Raw genomic sequence first — 15,883 nt, 5'->3', positions numbered from 1 at the left:
GGGACCGTCCGCGCCGCTCACTAGGCTGTTCGGCGTGCTGATGACCTCGGGGAACGGTTCGTTACAGCCGCTGGAAGCAGTGCTGTTCGACATGGACGGCACGCTGGTGGAGACCGAGCACCTGTGGGACCGCTCGCTCGAGCTGCTCGCCGAGCAGCTGGGGGGCCGGATGTCCGACGACGTCCGCCCGGCCATGGTCGGCGTCTCGGTCGCCGCGTCGCTGCAGCTGCTGTACGCCGACCTCGGCGTCTCCCGGACGGACTCCGAGAACGTGGCCGACGAGCGGTACCTGGTGGCCACCACCCGGGCGCAGGTCGAGGCCGGCGTGCGGTACCGGCCCGGCGCCCGGGAGCTGCTCACCGCGGCGCGCGCCGCCGGCCTGGCCACGGCACTGGTCACCTCCACCGAGCGGTCGTTGACCGATGTGGTGCTGGGGCACGTCGGGGCCCACCTGTTCGACGTCACCGTGTGCGGCGACGAGGTGCCGGCCACCAAGCCCGACCCCGCCCCCTACCTCCAGGCGGCCGCCGCGCTGGGCGTCCGCCCGACGCGCTGCCTCGTCGTGGAGGACTCCCGGACGGGTGCCGCCGCCGGCCTGGCCGCGGGCGCCACCGTGCTCGGCGTCCCCACGTTGCAGCCACTGGAACCACAGGACGGGCTGGTGGTCCGGGAGACGCTGGCCGGGCTGACCGTCGCGGACCTGACCGAGCTGGTCCTCGCCCGGGTCTGAGCTGGGCCGGTGCGAGGCGATCGAGTGAGTGGTCCTCCCGTGCGTCGCCGCGGTATTGACGATCCGCTATATTGCCGACCATGCCCCTGCTCGCGTCTGCCGGTGACCTGCTCAAGGACGCCCGGCGTCGGGCGGGCCTGACCCAGGCCGAGATCGCCGAGCGAGCCGGGGTGACGCAGAGCGTGATCAGCGTCTACGAGTCCGGGCGGCGCCAGCCTTCCCTGCCCGTGCTCGTCGACCTGATCGCGGCCAGTGGCCACCTGATCGACGTGACACTGGTCTCGGCTGCGCGCGAGGTCACCGGCCCTGCGTCCCCGCAGCCCTTGGCCGGGCCGCTCGGCCGTCGCGTCTCGCAGCACCGGGAGCAGGTGCATGCGACCCTCGCCGCCCGCGGGGTCCGGCTGATCGGCGTCTTCGGGAGCGTCGCCCGGGGCACGGACGGCCCGGACAGTGACGTGGACCTGCTCGTCGACCTCCCGCCTACTGCTGGTCTCTTCGAACTCGGACGGGTGCGTGCGGACGTGGAGGAGCTTCTTGGCGTCCCGGTCGACCTCGTCCCGGCCAGCGGGTTGAAGGCCGGCGTGCGGTCAGCGATCGCCGCCGACCTGGTCGAGCTGTGAGCCGGCACGACCGTCAGCGGCTGCTGGACGTCCTGGCGGCGCTCGATGCCATCTCGGGGCACATGAGCCGGGGCGACCTGGCCGACGGGCTGGTCTTCGACGCCGTCCGGGTCCGGCTGATCGAGGTCGGCGAGGCGGTGAAGGCGCTGCCACCACGGTTGCTGGCCACCGAGCCGGACCTGCCCTGGTCCGAGATCGCCCGGATGCGCGATCACCTGGCACACCGCTACTTCGACACCACCCACGCGATCGTGGCGAGCACGGTGACGAACGACCTCCCGGTGCTCCGGGCCGCTGTGGGCCGACTGCTGGCGCAGACCGACGGGACGTGACGCAGGCGCCCGAGGTGCCGAGGCGTCGCCGCTGCGATGTCGCCGGGTGGCTCAGACGGGCGCGACCGGCAGCGTGGTGCGCCAGCCGGCGGCCGCTGCGGCCTCGGCGGGAAACGGCGGGGGAGTGCCACCGAACGCCGGGCACAGCGCCTGGTGGTCGCACCAGCCGCAGAGCCGGCTCTTGTTGGCCCGGAAGTCGCCGGTGGCCACCGCCCGCTCGATCGCCGCCCAGATCGCCTGCAGGGTGCGTTCGAACCGGACCAGCTCGGCCTCGTCGGGGGCGTAGGTGAGGGCGTCGCCGTCCTTGAGGTACAGCAGCTTCAGCTGGGCGGCGACCACGCCGCGGGTGCGCCACAGCACGAGCGCGTAGAACTTCATCTGGAACAGCGCCTTCGCCTCGAAGGCCTCGCGGGGGACGCCGCCGGTCTTGTAGTCGACCACCCGCAGCGCGCCGGTCGGGGCGACGTCCAGCCGGTCGACGTACCCGCGCAGCAGCAGCCCGTCGGGCAGGGTGACCTCGACCAGCTCCTCCCGGCCGTCGGGCTGGATGCGGGTCGGGTCCTCCAGGGAGAAGTAGGTCTCCACCAGCGCGCCGGCCGAGCGCAGCCAGGCCTCGACGCCGTCCTCCCCGGTCGGCTCGGCGCTCTCGGCATGGGGGGCGAAGAGCTCGGCGATGCCGTCCTCCTGGCGCAGCTCGTCCCACGCCGGGGCGACCAGCTCGCGGGCGGCGTCCAGGGTGCGCTGCGCGGGCGGCAGGTCGTAGAGCCGCTCCAGCACGGTGTGCACCAGCGTGCCGCGGACCGCGGCCTTCGACTTCTTCTCCGGCAGCCGGTCGATGGTGCGGAACCGGTAGAGCAGCGGGCAGGACTTGAAGTCGGCGGCGCGCGAGGGGGACAGCGACGGACGCCGGGGCGTGGCGTCGGCCGCCGTCGTCCGCTCCGCCGGGGCCTCGAGCCCCGGCCCGGTCGCGGACTGGTCCGTCTCCACCGTCACGGTCATGGCAGCGAGGCTAGGTCGCCGCTCCGACAGTTCCGAGTGTCCGCGCCGCAGGTCACACCGATCGCCGTCCGTACCCTCGCCTCCCGTGAGCGCAGAGCAGGAGCACCCGCAGGACGCAGCCCCGCAGATCCCGGTGGAGGCGCCGCCGGCGGCCTCCGCGGTGGGCGAGGTGCTCGCCGAGGCCCCGCTGGAGCCGGTCGTCGCGGAGACGGCCGGGCCGGCCGAGCCGGTGGAGGGCGCCTTCGAGGTGGGGGACCGGGTGCAGCTCACCGACCCCAAGGGCCGGCACCACACCGTCGTCCTGGAGCCGGGCAAGCAGTTCCACACCCACCGCGGCGCGATCAGCCACGACGACCTCATCGGCGCGCCGGAGGGCTCGGTCGTGCACTCGACGGCGAACACCGGCTACCTGGCGCTGCGGCCGCTGCTGGCCGACTTCGTCCTCTCCATGCCCCGCGGGGCGCAGGTCATCTACCCCAAGGACGCCGCGCAGATCGTCGGCTTCGGCGACGTCGGCCCGGGCATGCGCGTGCTGGAGGCCGGTGCCGGGTCCGGCGCGCTGTCCTGCTCGCTGCTCCGGGCCGTCGGCTCGACCGGCAGCCTCACCAGCTACGAGCGGCGGGAGGACTTCGCCGACGTCGCCCGCGGCAACGTCGGGGCCTTCTTCGGCGAGGTGCCGGCCAACTGGTCGCTGCGGCTGGGCGACCTGGCCGACCACCCGGCCGAGGAGACCGTCGACCGCGTCGTGCTGGACATGCTCGAGCCGTGGGCGGTGCTGCCCACCGTCGCCGCGGCGCTGCGCCCCGGGGGCGTGCTGATCGGCTACGTCGCCACCACCACCCAGCTGTCCACCTACGTGGAGGCGCTGCGGGCGCAGGGGCTGTGGACCGAGCCCTACGCCTGGGAGACCATGCTGCGCCCCTGGCACGCCGAGGGCCTGGCGGTGCGCCCCGAGCACCGGATGGTCGCCCACACCGCGTTCCTGGTCACCGCCCGCCGGCTCGCCGAGGGAGCCGTCGCGCCGATGCGGCAGCGGCGCAAGAAGCTCGCCTGACGGCGCCGGCGCGGGCGCGGACCGTGTCGGGAGGATGACGTCCCGGCCCACCGTGCGCGCCCGTCGCGAGGCTGCGGCGCCGTCACCTCCCGCGTGTATAGATTGGCGTCCTGGCTCCCCCAGATGTGTGCGGAGGTGCGCGATGGGCGTTGGTCCTGACGAGTTCCGAGCGCGGCGTGAGCGTGACGTCGCCTCCCTGGTGAACCAGATCTCCTACCTCGAGGAGGAGATCTCCCTCCTGCGCCGGAAGGTGACCGACAGCCCACGCCAGGTGCGTGCGCTGGAGGAGCGGCTCGCCGAGGCGGAGGGCCGCGCGGCCTTCCTCTCCGAGCGCAACGACAAGCTGGCCGGCACGCTGCGCGAGGCGCGCGAGCAGCTGGTCACGCTCAAGGAGGAGATCGAGCGCCTCGGGCAGCCGCCGTCGGGGTACGGCGTGTTCCTGGAGCGGTTCGACGACGGTACGGTCGACGTGTTCACCGGCGGCCGGAAGCTGCGGGTGTCGGTCTCCCCGGACGTCGTCGTCGGCGAGCTGCTGCACGGCCAGGAGGTCATGCTCAACGAGGCGATGAACGTCGTCGCCGCACGCGGGTTCGAGCGCGCCGGTGACGTCGTGACGCTCAAGGAGCTGCTCGAGCCGGTGGCCGGCGAGCCGCGGCGGGCGCTGGTCATCGGGCACACCGACGACGAGCGGGTGGTGCGCCTGGCCGACTCGCTGGAGGGTCAGCCGCTGCGCAGCGGCGACTCGCTGCTGCTGGAGAACCGCTCCGGCTACGTCTACGAGCGGATCCCCAAGAGCGAGGTCGAGGAGCTCATCCTCGAAGAGGTCCCCGACATCGACTACACCGACATCGGTGGGCTGAGCCGGCAGATCGAGCAGATCCGGGACGCCGTCGAGCTGCCGTTCCTGCACGCCGACCTGTTCCGCGAGTACGAGCTGCGCCCGCCCAAGGGCATCCTGCTGTACGGCCCGCCCGGCTGCGGGAAGACGCTGATCGCCAAGGCGGTGGCCAACTCCCTGGCCAAGAAGGTCGCCGAGGTGCGGGGCGACGCCGACCGCAGCCAGGGCCGGTCCTTCTTCCTGAACATCAAGGGCCCCGAGCTGCTGAACAAGTACGTCGGGGAGACCGAGCGGCACATCCGGCTGGTGTTCCAGCGCGCCCGGGAGAAGGCCAGCGAGGGCACGCCGGTGATCGTGTTCTTCGACGAGATGGACTCGATCTTCCGCACCCGCGGGTCGGGCGTCTCCTCCGACGTCGAGTCGACGATCGTGCCGCAGCTGCTCAGCGAGATCGACGGCGTCGAGGGCCTGGAGAACGTCATCGTCATCGGTGCCTCCAACCGCGAGGACATGATCGACCCGGCGATCCTGCGACCCGGCCGGCTCGACGTGAAGATCAAGATCGAGCGGCCGGACGCCGAGGCCGCCCGGGACATCTTCAGCAAGTACCTGACGACGACGCTGCCGATCCACACCGACGACCTGGCCGAGCACGGCGGCAGCCGCGAGGCGACCATCGCCGGGATGATCCAGTCCACCGTCGAGCGGATGTACTCCGAGACCGAGGACAACCGCTTCCTGGAGGTCACCTACGCCAACGGTGACAAGGAGGTCCTGTACTTCAAGGACTTCAACTCCGGGGCGATGCTGCAGAACATCGTCGACCGGGCGAAGAAGATGGCGATCAAGGACCGCCTGGAGACCGGCACCGGGGGCCTGCGGGTCGGTCACCTGATGGCCGCCTGCGTCGACGAGTTCAAGGAGAACGAGGACCTCCCGAACACGACCAACCCCGACGACTGGGCACGGATCTCGGGCAAGAAGGGCGAGCGGATCGTCTACATCCGCACGCTGATCTCCGGCAAGGGCGCCGAGAGCGGCCGCGCGATCGACACCGCGACCAACACCGGCCAGTACCTCTGACCAGGCCGCCGTCCTCCTGCACCGGCGTCGGTGCGGGAGGACGGCAGGGCCCGCCTAACCTGAGTCGCATGAGCGTGCGACGGGTCATGGGGACCGAGCTGGAGTACGGCATCTCGGTGCCCGGGCAGCCGGGGGCGAACCCGACCACGCTGTCCAGCCAGGTGGTCAACGCGTGGGCGGTCGCCGAGGCCCCGACGCCGAGGCGGCCGCGCTGGGACTTCGAGGAGGAGTCGCCGCTGCGCGACGCCCGCGGGTTCGACCTCTCGCCGGCGACCGCACTGGACCACAACGACCCCGACGAGGACTCCGGGATGGCCAACGTCATCCTCACCAACGGAGCCCGGCTCTACGTCGACCACGCCCACCCCGAGTACTCCACGCCCGAGGTGACCAACCCGCGTGACGTCGTCCTCTGGGACAAGGCGGGGGAGCGGATCATGGCCGAGGCGGCCCGCCGGGCCGCGCGGGTGCCCGGCACCCAGCCCATCCAGCTGTACAAGAACAACACCGACGGCAAGGGCGCCTCCTACGGCGCGCACGAGAACTACCTGATGGACCGCCGGACGCCGTTCATCGACATCATCAAGGGCCTCATCCCGTTCTTCGTCACCCGCCAGGTGTTCGCCGGCGCCGGCCGGGTCGGCATCGGCACCGAGGGGCGCACCGACGGCTTCCAGCTGTCCCAGCGGGCGGACTTCTTCGAGGTCGAGGTCGGCCTGGAGACCACGCTCAAGCGGCCGATCATCAACACCCGCGACGAGCCGCACGCCAACCCCGACGAGTACCGCCGGCTGCACGTGATCATCGGCGATGCCAACCTCGCCGAGCTGTCCACCTACCTCAAGGTCGGGACGGCGGCGCTGGTGCTCGCGATGATCGAGGCGCGCGCCCTGGACCGTGACCTGACCATCGACGAGCCGGTCGAGGCGCTGCAGGCGATCAGCCACGACCCGTCGCTGACCCACCGGGTGCGGATGCGCGACGGCCGGCGGCTCACCGCGATCGAGGTGCAGCGCGAGTACCTGGCGATGGCGGAGCGCTACGTGGCCGCGCAGGGCGGTGGAGGGGCGCAGGGCGCGGACGACGCCCAGACCGCCGACGTGCTGCGCCGCTGGGCGGCGGTGCTCGACGACCTGGAGGCGGACCCGATGCGGCTGGCCGACCAGCTGGACTGGCCGGCCAAGCTGCGGCTGCTGGAGGGGTACCGCCAGCGCGACGGCCTGGCCTGGGGTGACGCGCGGCTGAAGCTGGTCGACCTGCAGTACTCCGACGTGCGGCCGGACAAGGGGCTGTACCACCGGCTGGTGGCCCGGGGCTCGATGCAGCGGCTGGTGACCGACGAGGAGGTCACCCGGGCGATGACGACCCCGCCGGAGGACACCCGGGCGTACTTCCGCGGCGAGTGCCTGCGCCGCTACCCGGGCCAGGTGTCGGCCGCGTCCTGGGACTCGGTCGTCTTCGACGTGGGCCGGGACAACCTCGTGCGGATCCCCACCATGGAGCCGCTGCGGGGCACCCGCGAGCACGTGGGCGCGCTGTTCGAGTCGACCTCGACCGCCGCGGAGCTCGTGGACACCATCACCGGCGGCTGACCCCGCCGACCGGCTCGGCCCGCCGAGCCCTGACCCCTCGCACCGTTACGACCGTTATCCCCAACTACTCGACCACACGGTCAGGTGGGTCAGCCGCGCAAGACCGCCACGTTCACGGACGAGCACCGACCCGGACGCGCTCGGTCCGGCGTAGCGACGGCGGCGAACTGTCACACGCCGCGGGTAGCTTCTGCGGCAGCGCACCACACCAGCTCAGGGAGGGTGACATGGCCACCAGGGACACCGGCGGGCAGCAGCGGTCCACGCGTTCGCGTGAGGAGACCGACGAGGTCGAGGCCTCGGTCGACACCGAGGCGAGCGAGCGCACCAAGGAAGTGACCGACGACGTCGATTCTCTTCTCGACGAGATCGACGGCGTGCTGGAAGAAAATGCAGAGGAATTCGTTAGGGCATATGTACAAAAAGGGGGCCAATAGGGCCATTCTGAGGAATGGCGTAGATGAATTCTCACAAGTACTGCAGAGACTGTGGTGAGTTGAGGCCGGTCACGGAGTTCAGTTCCGACCGCCGCCGCGTGGATGGCCTCAGCTTCTACTGCAAGCTCCACGCGCGCCGTCGCTTGCTCGCGTCCAAGGACGCACGCAGGGGTGCCCCACAGCGCCGACATCCGAGGCAAGTGTTCGTTCCCGATGGTCACAAGTGGTGTCCTGACTGCAGCACCGTGAAGCCGGTGGAGGAGTTTCCACTCACGCGCCGGGGCCAGGCGCGCTACACCTACTGCAAACCGTGCCACAACATCCGCGGCAAGCCTTCGAAGGAGAGGGTTGGCGGTTCGCGGACTTATCATTTGAAGAGGCGGTACGGGATCACGGCCGAGGTGGCTGACGTGATGCTGGCCGACCAGGGCGGCCTGTGCGGGCTCTGCCGGATGGCACCGGCGGCGCACGTCGATCACGACCACGCGACCGGCGCCGTCCGCGACCTGCTCTGCTTCAACTGCAACGGCGGCCTGGGGCAGTTCCGGGACGACCCGGCCCTGCTGCGCGCCGCCGCCCGGTACGTCGAGGCCCACCGGGCCGGTCAGGCGGCGGACGGACGTGCCCTCGGAGCGCTCAGCCGCCCCGAGAGCCCGCCGGTAGGGTCGTCGCAGCGTCCACCGCGCGGCTCGACCGCCGGTCGGCAGACGCGCCGGACCAGCACGGACGGCCGCCGGACGGCGGCAGGAGAGGCGGATGGGTGAGCGAGTTCGCAACCGGTCGGAGCGGGTTCCCACCCGCGTACCTGGACCGGGTCGGGTCCTCCTTCACCGACTTCCTCGGCAGCACCGCGCCCGACCTGCTGCCCGGCCGGCGCACGCTCCCCAGCACGCCGGTGGGTGACCTCGCACCGCACGGCACGACCATCGTGGCGGCCACCTTCGACGGCGGCGTGCTGATGGGCGGCGACCGCCGGGCCACCATGGGCAACCTCATCTCCAGCCGCGACATCGAGAAGGTCTACCCGGCCGACTCCTGGTCGGTGATCGGCATCGCCGGCGCCGCCGGGATCGCGATCGAGATGGTCCGGCTCTACCAGGTGGAGCTGGAGCACTACGAGAAGATCGAGGGCGTCACGATGTCCCTCGACGGCAAGGCGAACCGGCTGGCCGCGATGATCCGCGGCAACCTCGGCGCCGCGCTCCAGGGCCTCGCCGTCGTCCCGCTGTTCGCCGGCTACGACCTCGACGCCGCCGAGGGCGCGAGCCCGGGCCGGATCTTCAGCTACGACGTCACCGGCGGCAACTACGAGGAGAACGGCTACACGGCCGTGGGCTCCGGCTCGCTGTTCGCCCGCAGCTCCCTGAAGAAGACCTGGCGCCCAGGCCTGTCGGCCGAGGCCGCCACCCGCACCGTCGTCGAGGCGCTCTACGACGCCGCCGACGACGACTCCGCAACCGGCGGCCCGGACATGGTCCGCAAGCTGTTCCCGATCGTCTACCGGGTCGACGCCGAGGGTGCGGTCCGGCTCACCGACGACGAGGTCTCCAGCGTCGCCTCCGCTCTCGTCGCGGAGCGCTCGGCCACGGACGGGCAGGGCTGACCCATGACGATGCCGTACTACGCCTCCGCCGAGCAGGTCATGCGCGACCGCTCGGAGTACGCCCGCAAGGGCATCTCCCGCGGCCGCAGCGTCGCCGTCCTCACCTACGACGACGGCGTGCTGTTCATCGCCGAGAACCCCAGCTCCACGCTGCACAAGGTGGGCGAGATCTACGACCGGATCGGGTTCGCCGCGGTCGGCCGGTACTCGGAGTTCGAGAGCCTGCGGGTCGCCGGCGTCCGGCTGGCCGACGTGCGCGGCTACTCCTACAACCGGCGCGACGTCACCGGCCGGATCGTCGCCAACGCGTACGCGCAGACCCTCGGGGCGATCTTCACCGAGCAGATGAAGCCCTACGAGGTGGAGCTCTGCGTCGCCGAGGTCGGCGACACCGCCGACAGCGACCAGCTGTACCGGCTCACCTTCGACGGCTCGGTCGTCGACGAACCCGACTTCGTGGTGATGGGCGGCCAGGCCGAGGCGGTCACCGCCAACCTCCGCCAGCACTTCACCGCCGGCCTGGGGCTGGCCGAGGCCCTGCGGGTCGGCGTCCAGGCGCTGTCCGCGGTCAGCCCGGCCACCAGCGCCAACGGCGGGGGCCACGACCAGCTGCCCGCCGAGCAGCTGGAGGTGGCCGTGCTCGACCGCCGCCGCCCCAAGCGGACGTTCCGCCGGGTGACCGGCGCCGCGCTGCGGGCGCTGCTGAGCAACGAGCCGGCACCCGAGCCGGCCGCGCCTGCGGAGGCAGCCGGCCACGTGCACGCGCCCAGCGCCCCGGCGCCGGGCACCCCGGCGGGCCTCGGCGACCCGGCGGCGGTCGACACGGCCGGCGGCACCGAGCAGGCGTCGGCCCAGCCGGCGACCACCGACGGTGTCGGCGGCGGCACCGACGGGCCCGCGCCGGACGAGGCCTCCGGCGACACGACCGGGCAGTGAGCGGCGCGGCGCGCTCGGCACACGAGCCGAGCGCGCCGCGGCGGCATAGGCTCGGTGAGGTGGAACGACGGATCTTCGGCATCGAGACCGAGTACGGCGTCACCTGCACCTTCCGGGGGCAGCGCCGCCTCTCCCCGGACGAGGTCGCCCGGTACCTGTTCCGCCGGGTGGTCTCCTGGGGGCGCAGCTCCAACGTCTTCCTGCGCAACGGGTCCCGGCTCTACCTGGACGTGGGCAGCCACCCCGAGTACGCCACCGCCGAGTGCGACGACCTCACCGAGCTCGTCGTCCACGACAAGGCCGGCGAGCGGATCCTCGAAGGGCTGATGGTCGACGCCGAGCAGCGCCTCAAGGAAGAGGGCGTCACCGGCGACATCTACCTGTTCAAGAACAACACCGACTCCGCGGGCAACAGCTACGGCTGCCACGAGAACTACCTGGTCGGCCGGCAGGGCGAGTTCGGCCGGCTCGCCGACGTCCTCATCCCGTTCCTGGTCAGCCGGCAGATGGTGGTCGGTGCGGGCAAGGTGCTGCACACCCCGCGCGGCGCCGTCTACTGCGTGAGCCAGCGCGCCGAGCACATCTGGGAAGGCGTCTCCAGCGCCACCACCCGCTCCCGGCCGATCATCAACACCCGCGACGAGCCGCACGCCGACGCCGAGAAGTACCGCCGGCTGCACGTCATCGTCGGCGACTCGAACATGAACGAGACCACGACGCTGCTCAAGGTCGCCATCACCGACCTGGTGCTGAAGATGATCGAGCAGGGCGTCGTCGTTCGGGACATGACCCTGGAGAACCCGATCCGGGCCATCCGCGAGATCAGCCACGACATGACCGGACGGCGCAAGGTCCGGCTGGCCAACGGCCGCGAGATGTCGGCGCTGGAGATCCAGACCGAGTACCACGACCGGGCCGCGGAGTTCGTCGACCGGGAGGGCCTCGGCCCCGTGCACCGGCAGATGCTGGAGCTGTGGGGGCGCACCCTCAAGGCGGTCGACACCGGCGACCTCGGCCTCATCGACCGGGAGATCGACTGGGCCAGCAAGTACCGGCTCATCGAGCGCTACCGGGCCAAGCACGACCTGCCGCTGTCCAGCCCGCGGGTGTCCCAGCTCGACCTCGCCTACCACGACATCCGGCGCGGCCGCGGTCTGTACTACCTGCTGGAGAGGGCCGGCCAGGTCGAGCGGGTGGCGCACGACCCGCTGATCTTCGAGGCCAAGAACGTGCCGCCGCAGACCACCCGCGCCAAGCTGCGCGGTGAGTTCATCCGGCGGGCGCAGGAGAAGCGCCGCGACTTCACCGTCGACTGGGTGCACCTCAAGCTCAACGACCAGGCGCAGCGCACCGTGCTGTGCAAGGACCCGTTCAAGTCCGTCGACGAACGCGTGGAGAAGCTCATCTCCAGCATGTGAGATCCGGGAAACCCGTCGACGGCGGGCCGACCGGACCGCAGACTGCGCGGATGTCCACCGCACTCGTCACCGGGGTCAGCCGTCGCGCCGGCATCGGCTTCGCCCTCGCCCGGCGGTTCCTCGACCGGGGCGACCGGGTCGTCGTCTCCTCGTGGGCACCGCACGACGCCGGGCAGCCGTGGGGCGCCGACGACCTGGCTGCCGTCCTGGCCGAGCTGGGCGACCCGCCGCACGTCCCCGCGGACCTCGCCGACCCGGCGGCGCCGGCCCGGCTGGTCGCCGCGGCCCGCGAGGCGGTCGGGCCGCTCACCACCCTCGTGGCCAACCACGCCCGCAGCGCCCGGGGCCGGCTGGCCGACGTCACCGCCGCCGAGCTCGACCTCTCCTTCGCGGTGAACACCCGCGCCACCCTGCTGCTGGTCCAGGCGTTCGCCGCGCAGTACGAGCCCGTGGCCGGGCCCGGCTCGGTGGTGCTGTTCACCTCCGGCCAGCACCGCGGCCCGATGGCCGACGAACTGCCCTACGCGGTGAGCAAGGGGGCGGTCCAGCAGATGACGCTGTCGCTGGCCGACGAGCTCGCCGACGCCGGGATCACCGTCACCTGCGTGAACCCCGGGCCCACCGACACCGGGTGGGCCGGTCCCGAGCTGGCCGACGCGGTCGCCCGGGCCATGCCCCGCGGCCGCTGGAACACCCCGGAGGAGGCGGCCGCCGTCGTCTCCTGGCTCACCGGCCCGGACGCCACCTCGGTGACCGGGCAGACCATCGACGCCGAGGGCGGCTTCCGACGCTGGCGCTGACCTCGGGGGAGGGGCCCCGTCAGGCCGGCAGGGCGCCGAACAGGGCCAGCTGCGCGGCGAACCGGCCGGCGGCGGCCGCGGCCAGGAAGTAGGCGCGGTCCTCGGCGACGCTCCGGCCCATCGTGGACATCGTGACCGGTGAGCCGGCCAGCGCGTCGTCGAGCCCCTCGGTGTCCACCCACTCGATCAGGTTCCGCTCGGGCTGCCCGGCGAGGTCCTCCTCGACCTGCTTGCCCAGCTCCGACCCGATGCCGCGCGGCGCCACCAGGGTCACCCCGCCCATCGCCACCCGCCCGAACGCGGTCAGCGAGTGGTGCGAGACGCCGCGGTGCCGGGGCCGCGGGTCGGCGTCGGAGATGCGCAGCGCCCCGATGGTCTGCCCGCCGAGCACGTGCACCGCGTTGCACGCCTCCCCGGCGGCGACCCCGGAGAAGCCCCACGGCGTCCCGGTGCCCAGGTTGCCCGGCCCCTGGGTCACGATCGTCACGTCGGCGCGCAGCACGTGCCGGGCGGCGAGCAGCCCGGTGTGCACGGTGACCGCCTCCAGGTCGCCGCCGAACGCCTGCCCCACGGTGACCACCCCGGCCAGCGACCCGTCCAGTGCGTCCAGCGTCCGGGAGAACGCGGCGGGCAGCGCCCCGCCGTCGGTCATCACGTAGGCCACCCGCAGCGCCGGGTCGGTGACGTGCACGCCGGCGAGCACCGCCGGCAGCGCCGAGTGCAGGTCGGCCACCACGACCGGCATGCCGCCGAGGTCCTCGGCGGCGGCGATGGCCTCGTGGTGCTCGGTGTCCTGCTCGTCGACGCCCTGCACCGTCACCTGCAGCGGCGTGTACCGCCCCTTGACCAGGTGACCCGCTCCTGGTGTGCCCAGCCCTTCCGGGTCGGCCGGCAGCCGGTCGGGGACGGCGACGACGAGGGCGTACCCGCCGGTGCCCAGCTTCTGCGCCCACGCGGTGGTGTTGAGCAGGACCTCGTCACCGATCTCGGGCGTGCCGACGAGGGACGGGTGCGCGAGCGCGCGGATCTCGTCGTCGAAGACCTTGACGGTCATCTCCTGCGCGTCGCGCCACGACCGGCCCAGCTCGGTGACCCGCCCACGACGCCAGCGGATCCGCGAGGCCGGGGCGGGGGAGGAGGGGGAGGAAGTCACCGTCGCAGGCTAACCAGCGGGCGGGCGGCGGGCAGCCGGAGCCGTAACCTGTGCGGCGTGGCAGCCAAGCGGGCGGAACGACTGGTGAACCTGGTCATCGCCCTGCTGGGCACCCGGCAGTACGTCTCGGCGGCCAAGATCCGCGCCACGGTGCCCGGCTACGAGCCCGACGACGGCACGGATCGCGCCGACGAGGCCTTCAAGCGGATGTTCGAGCGGGACAAGGCGGAGCTCCGCGAGATCGGCGTGCCGCTGGAGACCGGCCGCACCAGCGTCTTCGACACCGAGGACGGCTACCGGATCGCCCGCGCCGACTACGAGCTGCCCGACATCACCCTCACCGGTGAGGAGGCCGCCGCGCTGGGGCTGGCGCTGCGGCTGTGGCAGTCCGCCCAGCTGGCCGGCGCCGCCCAGAGCGCCCTGGTCAAGCTGCGCGCGGCCGGGGTGGACGTCGATCCGGGCCGGGTGCTGCCGATCCAGCCCCGCCTGGACGCCGGGGAGCCCGCGTTCGAGGCCTGCTACGCCGCCGCCCGCGACCGCCGGGTGCTGACCTTCGACTACCGCCGGCCCGACGAGCAGCGGCCCGCCCGCCGCCGGGTGCAGCCGTGGGGCGTGGTCGCCTGGCACGGCCGCTGGTACCTGGTGGGCCACGACCTGGACCGGGCGGCCCCGCGGGTCTTCCGGCTCTCCCGCGTGGTCGGCGCCCCGAAGGCCAGCGGCCCGGCCGGTGCCTTCGCGCCGCCGGCCGACCTCGACCTGGCGTCGGTGGTGGCCCGTTCCGAGCAGCGCGAGGAGCAGGTCGTCGTCGTCCGGGCCCGCCCGGGGACGGCGATCGGCCTGCGCCGGCACGCCACCGTCCTGGGTAGGAGCGACGACGGGGACGACCGGCTGGAGCTGCGCACGACCTCGCCGTGGGCGCTGGCCGACGAGCTCGCCGCCTACGGTGCCGACGTGCTCGTCGAGTCCCCGCCCCGGATGCGCGACGCGGTGGTCGAACGCCTCACCCGGCTCGCCGGCCTGGCGGAGGGGGCATGACCGCGCCGAGCACCGCGGAGCGGATGACCCGCCTGCTGGCCCTGGTGCCCTACCTGCAGTCGCGCCCGGACGGCGTCCGGCTGGCCGACGCCGCCGCCGACTTCGGGGTCCCGGAGGCCCAGCTGCGCCGGGACCTGGACCTGCTCTGGGTCTGCGGGCTGCCCGGCCACGGCCCCGGCGACCTGATCGACCTGGCGTTCGAGGGCGACCGGGTGCGGGTCACCTTCACCGCAGGCATGGTCCGCCCGCTGCGGCTGACCACCGACGAGGCGGTCGCGCTGATCGTGGCGCTGCGGACCCTGCTGGAGCTGCCCGGCCTGGCCGAGGGGGAGGCGGTCAGCCGCGCGTTGGCCAAGGTCGCCACCGCCGCCGGGCAGCCCGCGGAGGTCGCCGCACCGGTCGCGGTCAGCGTCGGGGCGGGGGAGGAGTCACTGCCCGTCGTCCGGGAGGGCCTGGAGCGCCGGCGCGCCCTTCACCTGCGCTACTACGTGCCCAGCCGCGACGAGCGCACCGACCGGGTGGTCGACCCGATGCGCCTGCTGCTGGTCGACGGCCACTGGTACCTGGAGGCCTGGTGCCGCAACGTCGAAGGGGTGCGGCTGTTCCGGCTGGACCGCATCGACGACGTCACCGTGCTCGACTCCCCGGCCGCCCCGCCGCCGCAGGCGCAGGCGCGTGACCTCGAGTCCGGTCTCTACCAGCCCAGCAGCGACGAGCCGCTGGTGCGCCTGCGCCTGGCCCGCGCCGCGCGCTGGGTGGCCGACTACTACCCGGTGGAGGAGCAGGCCGAGGTCGACGACCCGCCCGGCGGGCTGGCGATCGCGGTGCGGACGGCGGACCTGGGCTGGGCCCGGCGCCTGGTGGCCTCCCTGGGCGGCGCCGCCGTCGTCGACGCACCGGCCGGGCTGGCCGCCCAGGTGGCCGCCGAGGCCCGGGCCGCGCTGGCCCGGTACGACCACCGGCCGACGGCGGACTGACCGGTCGACCCCGGGGACGTTAGGGTCGTCGCGTGCTGCTCGTCGTCTGGATCGTCGTCGCCGTGCTGGCCGTCGTGGTGCTCGGCAGCATCACCTACACCCTGGTCGGGGCGCTGGGCCGGCTGACCGGCGAGCTGCGCCGGCTCGACGGCGAGGTCCGGCCGGTCCTCGCCGAGGTGCAGGCCACCCTCGACCGGGCGGCCGCGCAGCGCGCCGCGGGCACGCCGGAGCCGGCCCCGACGGCTCGCTGAACAACAGGTGGACGGCGGCTGCACA

General features: G+C 73.0%; 17 protein-coding genes. 15 read left to right on the top strand and 2 right to left on the bottom strand.

The window, feature by feature from the left end; genetic code table 11:
• Positions 1-40: 40 nt before the first annotated feature.
• The 3 genes from JD78_RS06800 to JD78_RS06790 all read left to right on the top strand — a co-directional run bounded on the left by JD78_RS06800 (position 41) and on the right by JD78_RS06790 (position 1,682).
• Entirely contained in the window at positions 41-730 is a 690-nt protein-coding gene (locus tag JD78_RS06800; protein WP_153361165.1) for an HAD family hydrolase, read from the top strand.
• Positions 731-810: 80 nt separating this feature from the next.
• Positions 811-1,350: a nucleotidyltransferase domain-containing protein gene (locus JD78_RS06795; protein WP_153361131.1), complete on the top strand. Its 540-nt coding sequence runs from the start codon at positions 811-813 to the stop codon at positions 1,348-1,350.
• Positions 1,347-1,682 carry a HepT-like ribonuclease domain-containing protein gene (locus tag JD78_RS06790; protein ID WP_153361132.1) on the top strand — a complete coding sequence of 112 codons (336 nt, stop codon included), beginning with the start codon at positions 1,347-1,349 and terminating at the stop codon, positions 1,680-1,682. Before JD78_RS06795 ends, JD78_RS06790 begins: the two co-directional genes overlap by 4 nt.
• A 51-nt stretch (positions 1,683-1,733) precedes the next feature.
• Here JD78_RS06790 and JD78_RS06785 read toward each other — a convergent pair whose 3' ends face one another.
• Positions 1,734-2,681, bottom strand: coding sequence for a RecB family exonuclease (locus JD78_RS06785; protein WP_153361133.1), 948 nt, complete (start codon positions 2,679-2,681; stop codon positions 1,734-1,736).
• 85 nt (positions 2,682-2,766) lie between these two features.
• Between JD78_RS06785 and JD78_RS06780 the strand changes: the two genes are divergently transcribed.
• From JD78_RS06780 to JD78_RS06740, 9 genes are all read left to right on the top strand, one after another.
• Positions 2,767-3,735, top strand: a complete 969-nt coding sequence (locus tag JD78_RS06780; RefSeq protein WP_279526831.1) for a tRNA (adenine-N1)-methyltransferase — start codon at positions 2,767-2,769, stop codon at positions 3,733-3,735.
• A 142-nt stretch (positions 3,736-3,877) separates the two neighbouring features.
• Positions 3,878-5,656, top strand: coding sequence for a proteasome ATPase (gene arc, locus JD78_RS06775; RefSeq protein WP_153361134.1), 1,779 nt, complete (start codon positions 3,878-3,880; stop codon positions 5,654-5,656).
• 68 nt (positions 5,657-5,724) lie between these two features.
• Positions 5,725-7,248 carry a depupylase/deamidase Dop gene (dop, locus tag JD78_RS06770; RefSeq protein WP_153361135.1) on the top strand — a complete coding sequence of 508 codons (1,524 nt, stop codon included), beginning with the start codon at positions 5,725-5,727 and terminating at the stop codon, positions 7,246-7,248.
• Between the two features lie 227 nt (positions 7,249-7,475).
• Positions 7,476-7,685, top strand: coding sequence for a ubiquitin-like protein Pup (locus JD78_RS06765; RefSeq protein WP_153361136.1), 210 nt, complete (start codon positions 7,476-7,478; stop codon positions 7,683-7,685).
• A gap of 245 nt (positions 7,686-7,930) precedes the next feature.
• A complete protein-coding gene (locus JD78_RS06760; protein ID WP_228395231.1) occupies positions 7,931-8,449 on the top strand; it encodes an endonuclease VII domain-containing protein in 519 nt (172 codons plus the stop codon).
• Positions 8,446-9,288: a proteasome subunit beta gene (prcB, locus tag JD78_RS06755; RefSeq protein WP_153361138.1), complete on the top strand. Its 843-nt coding sequence runs from the start codon at positions 8,446-8,448 to the stop codon at positions 9,286-9,288. Before JD78_RS06760 ends, prcB begins: the two co-directional genes overlap by 4 nt.
• Before the next feature lie 3 nt (positions 9,289-9,291).
• A complete protein-coding gene (gene prcA / locus JD78_RS06750) occupies positions 9,292-10,224 on the top strand; it encodes a proteasome subunit alpha (protein ID WP_153361139.1) in 933 nt (310 codons plus the stop codon).
• 59 nt (positions 10,225-10,283) lie between these two features.
• Positions 10,284-11,642: a Pup--protein ligase gene (pafA, locus tag JD78_RS06745; RefSeq protein ID WP_153361140.1), complete on the top strand. Its 1,359-nt coding sequence runs from the start codon at positions 10,284-10,286 to the stop codon at positions 11,640-11,642.
• Positions 11,643-11,692: 50 nt separating this feature from the next.
• Positions 11,693-12,442 carry an SDR family oxidoreductase gene (locus JD78_RS06740; RefSeq protein WP_153361141.1) on the top strand — a complete coding sequence of 250 codons (750 nt, stop codon included), beginning with the start codon at positions 11,693-11,695 and terminating at the stop codon, positions 12,440-12,442.
• Between the two features lie 19 nt (positions 12,443-12,461).
• Here JD78_RS06740 and JD78_RS06735 read toward each other — a convergent pair whose 3' ends face one another.
• Positions 12,462-13,595, bottom strand: coding sequence for a DUF3866 family protein (locus JD78_RS06735; RefSeq protein WP_208104013.1), 1,134 nt, complete (start codon positions 13,593-13,595; stop codon positions 12,462-12,464).
• A gap of 57 nt (positions 13,596-13,652) precedes the next feature.
• Here JD78_RS06735 and JD78_RS06730 point away from each other — a divergent pair, with 57 nt between their 5' ends.
• Genes JD78_RS06730 through JD78_RS06720 form a run of 3 tightly spaced genes read left to right on the top strand, consistent with a single transcriptional unit; the run spans position 13,653 to position 15,858 of the window.
• Positions 13,653-14,630, top strand: coding sequence for a helix-turn-helix transcriptional regulator (locus JD78_RS06730; protein ID WP_153361142.1), 978 nt, complete (start codon positions 13,653-13,655; stop codon positions 14,628-14,630).
• On the top strand, positions 14,627-15,607 hold the full coding sequence (locus tag JD78_RS06725) for a helix-turn-helix transcriptional regulator (RefSeq protein WP_153361143.1): 981 nt from the start codon (positions 14,627-14,629) through the stop codon (positions 15,605-15,607). Before JD78_RS06730 ends, JD78_RS06725 begins: the two co-directional genes overlap by 4 nt.
• A gap of 32 nt (positions 15,608-15,639) precedes the next feature.
• On the top strand, positions 15,640-15,858 hold the full coding sequence (locus JD78_RS06720; RefSeq protein WP_153361144.1) for a hypothetical protein: 219 nt from the start codon (positions 15,640-15,642) through the stop codon (positions 15,856-15,858).
• The last annotated feature ends 25 nt before the right edge of the window (positions 15,859-15,883 follow it).

Origin of the sequence: Modestobacter roseus, from assembly GCF_007994135.1 — a bacterium.
Lineage (GTDB): Bacteria > Actinomycetota > Actinomycetes > Mycobacteriales > Geodermatophilaceae > Modestobacter > Modestobacter roseus.
This window is presented reverse-complemented; position numbering and strand designations above follow the sequence as displayed.

Coding starts and splice junctions, on each gene's coding strand:
- JD78_RS06800 (WP_153361165.1), top strand. CDS start 41: ATGACCTCGGGGAACGGTTCGTTACAGCCGCTGGAAGCAGTGCTGTTC.
- JD78_RS06795 (WP_153361131.1), top strand. CDS start 811: ATGCCCCTGCTCGCGTCTGCCGGTGACCTGCTCAAGGACGCCCGGCGT.
- JD78_RS06785 (WP_153361133.1), bottom strand. CDS start 2,681: ATGACCGTGACGGTGGAGACGGACCAGTCCGCGACCGGGCCGGGGCTC.
- arc (WP_153361134.1), top strand. CDS start 3,878: ATGGGCGTTGGTCCTGACGAGTTCCGAGCGCGGCGTGAGCGTGACGTC.
- dop (WP_153361135.1), top strand. CDS start 5,725: ATGAGCGTGCGACGGGTCATGGGGACCGAGCTGGAGTACGGCATCTCG.
- JD78_RS06765 (WP_153361136.1), top strand. CDS start 7,476: ATGGCCACCAGGGACACCGGCGGGCAGCAGCGGTCCACGCGTTCGCGT.
- prcA (WP_153361139.1), top strand. CDS start 9,292: ATGACGATGCCGTACTACGCCTCCGCCGAGCAGGTCATGCGCGACCGC.
- JD78_RS06740 (WP_153361141.1), top strand. CDS start 11,693: ATGTCCACCGCACTCGTCACCGGGGTCAGCCGTCGCGCCGGCATCGGC.
- JD78_RS06725 (WP_153361143.1), top strand. CDS start 14,627: ATGACCGCGCCGAGCACCGCGGAGCGGATGACCCGCCTGCTGGCCCTG.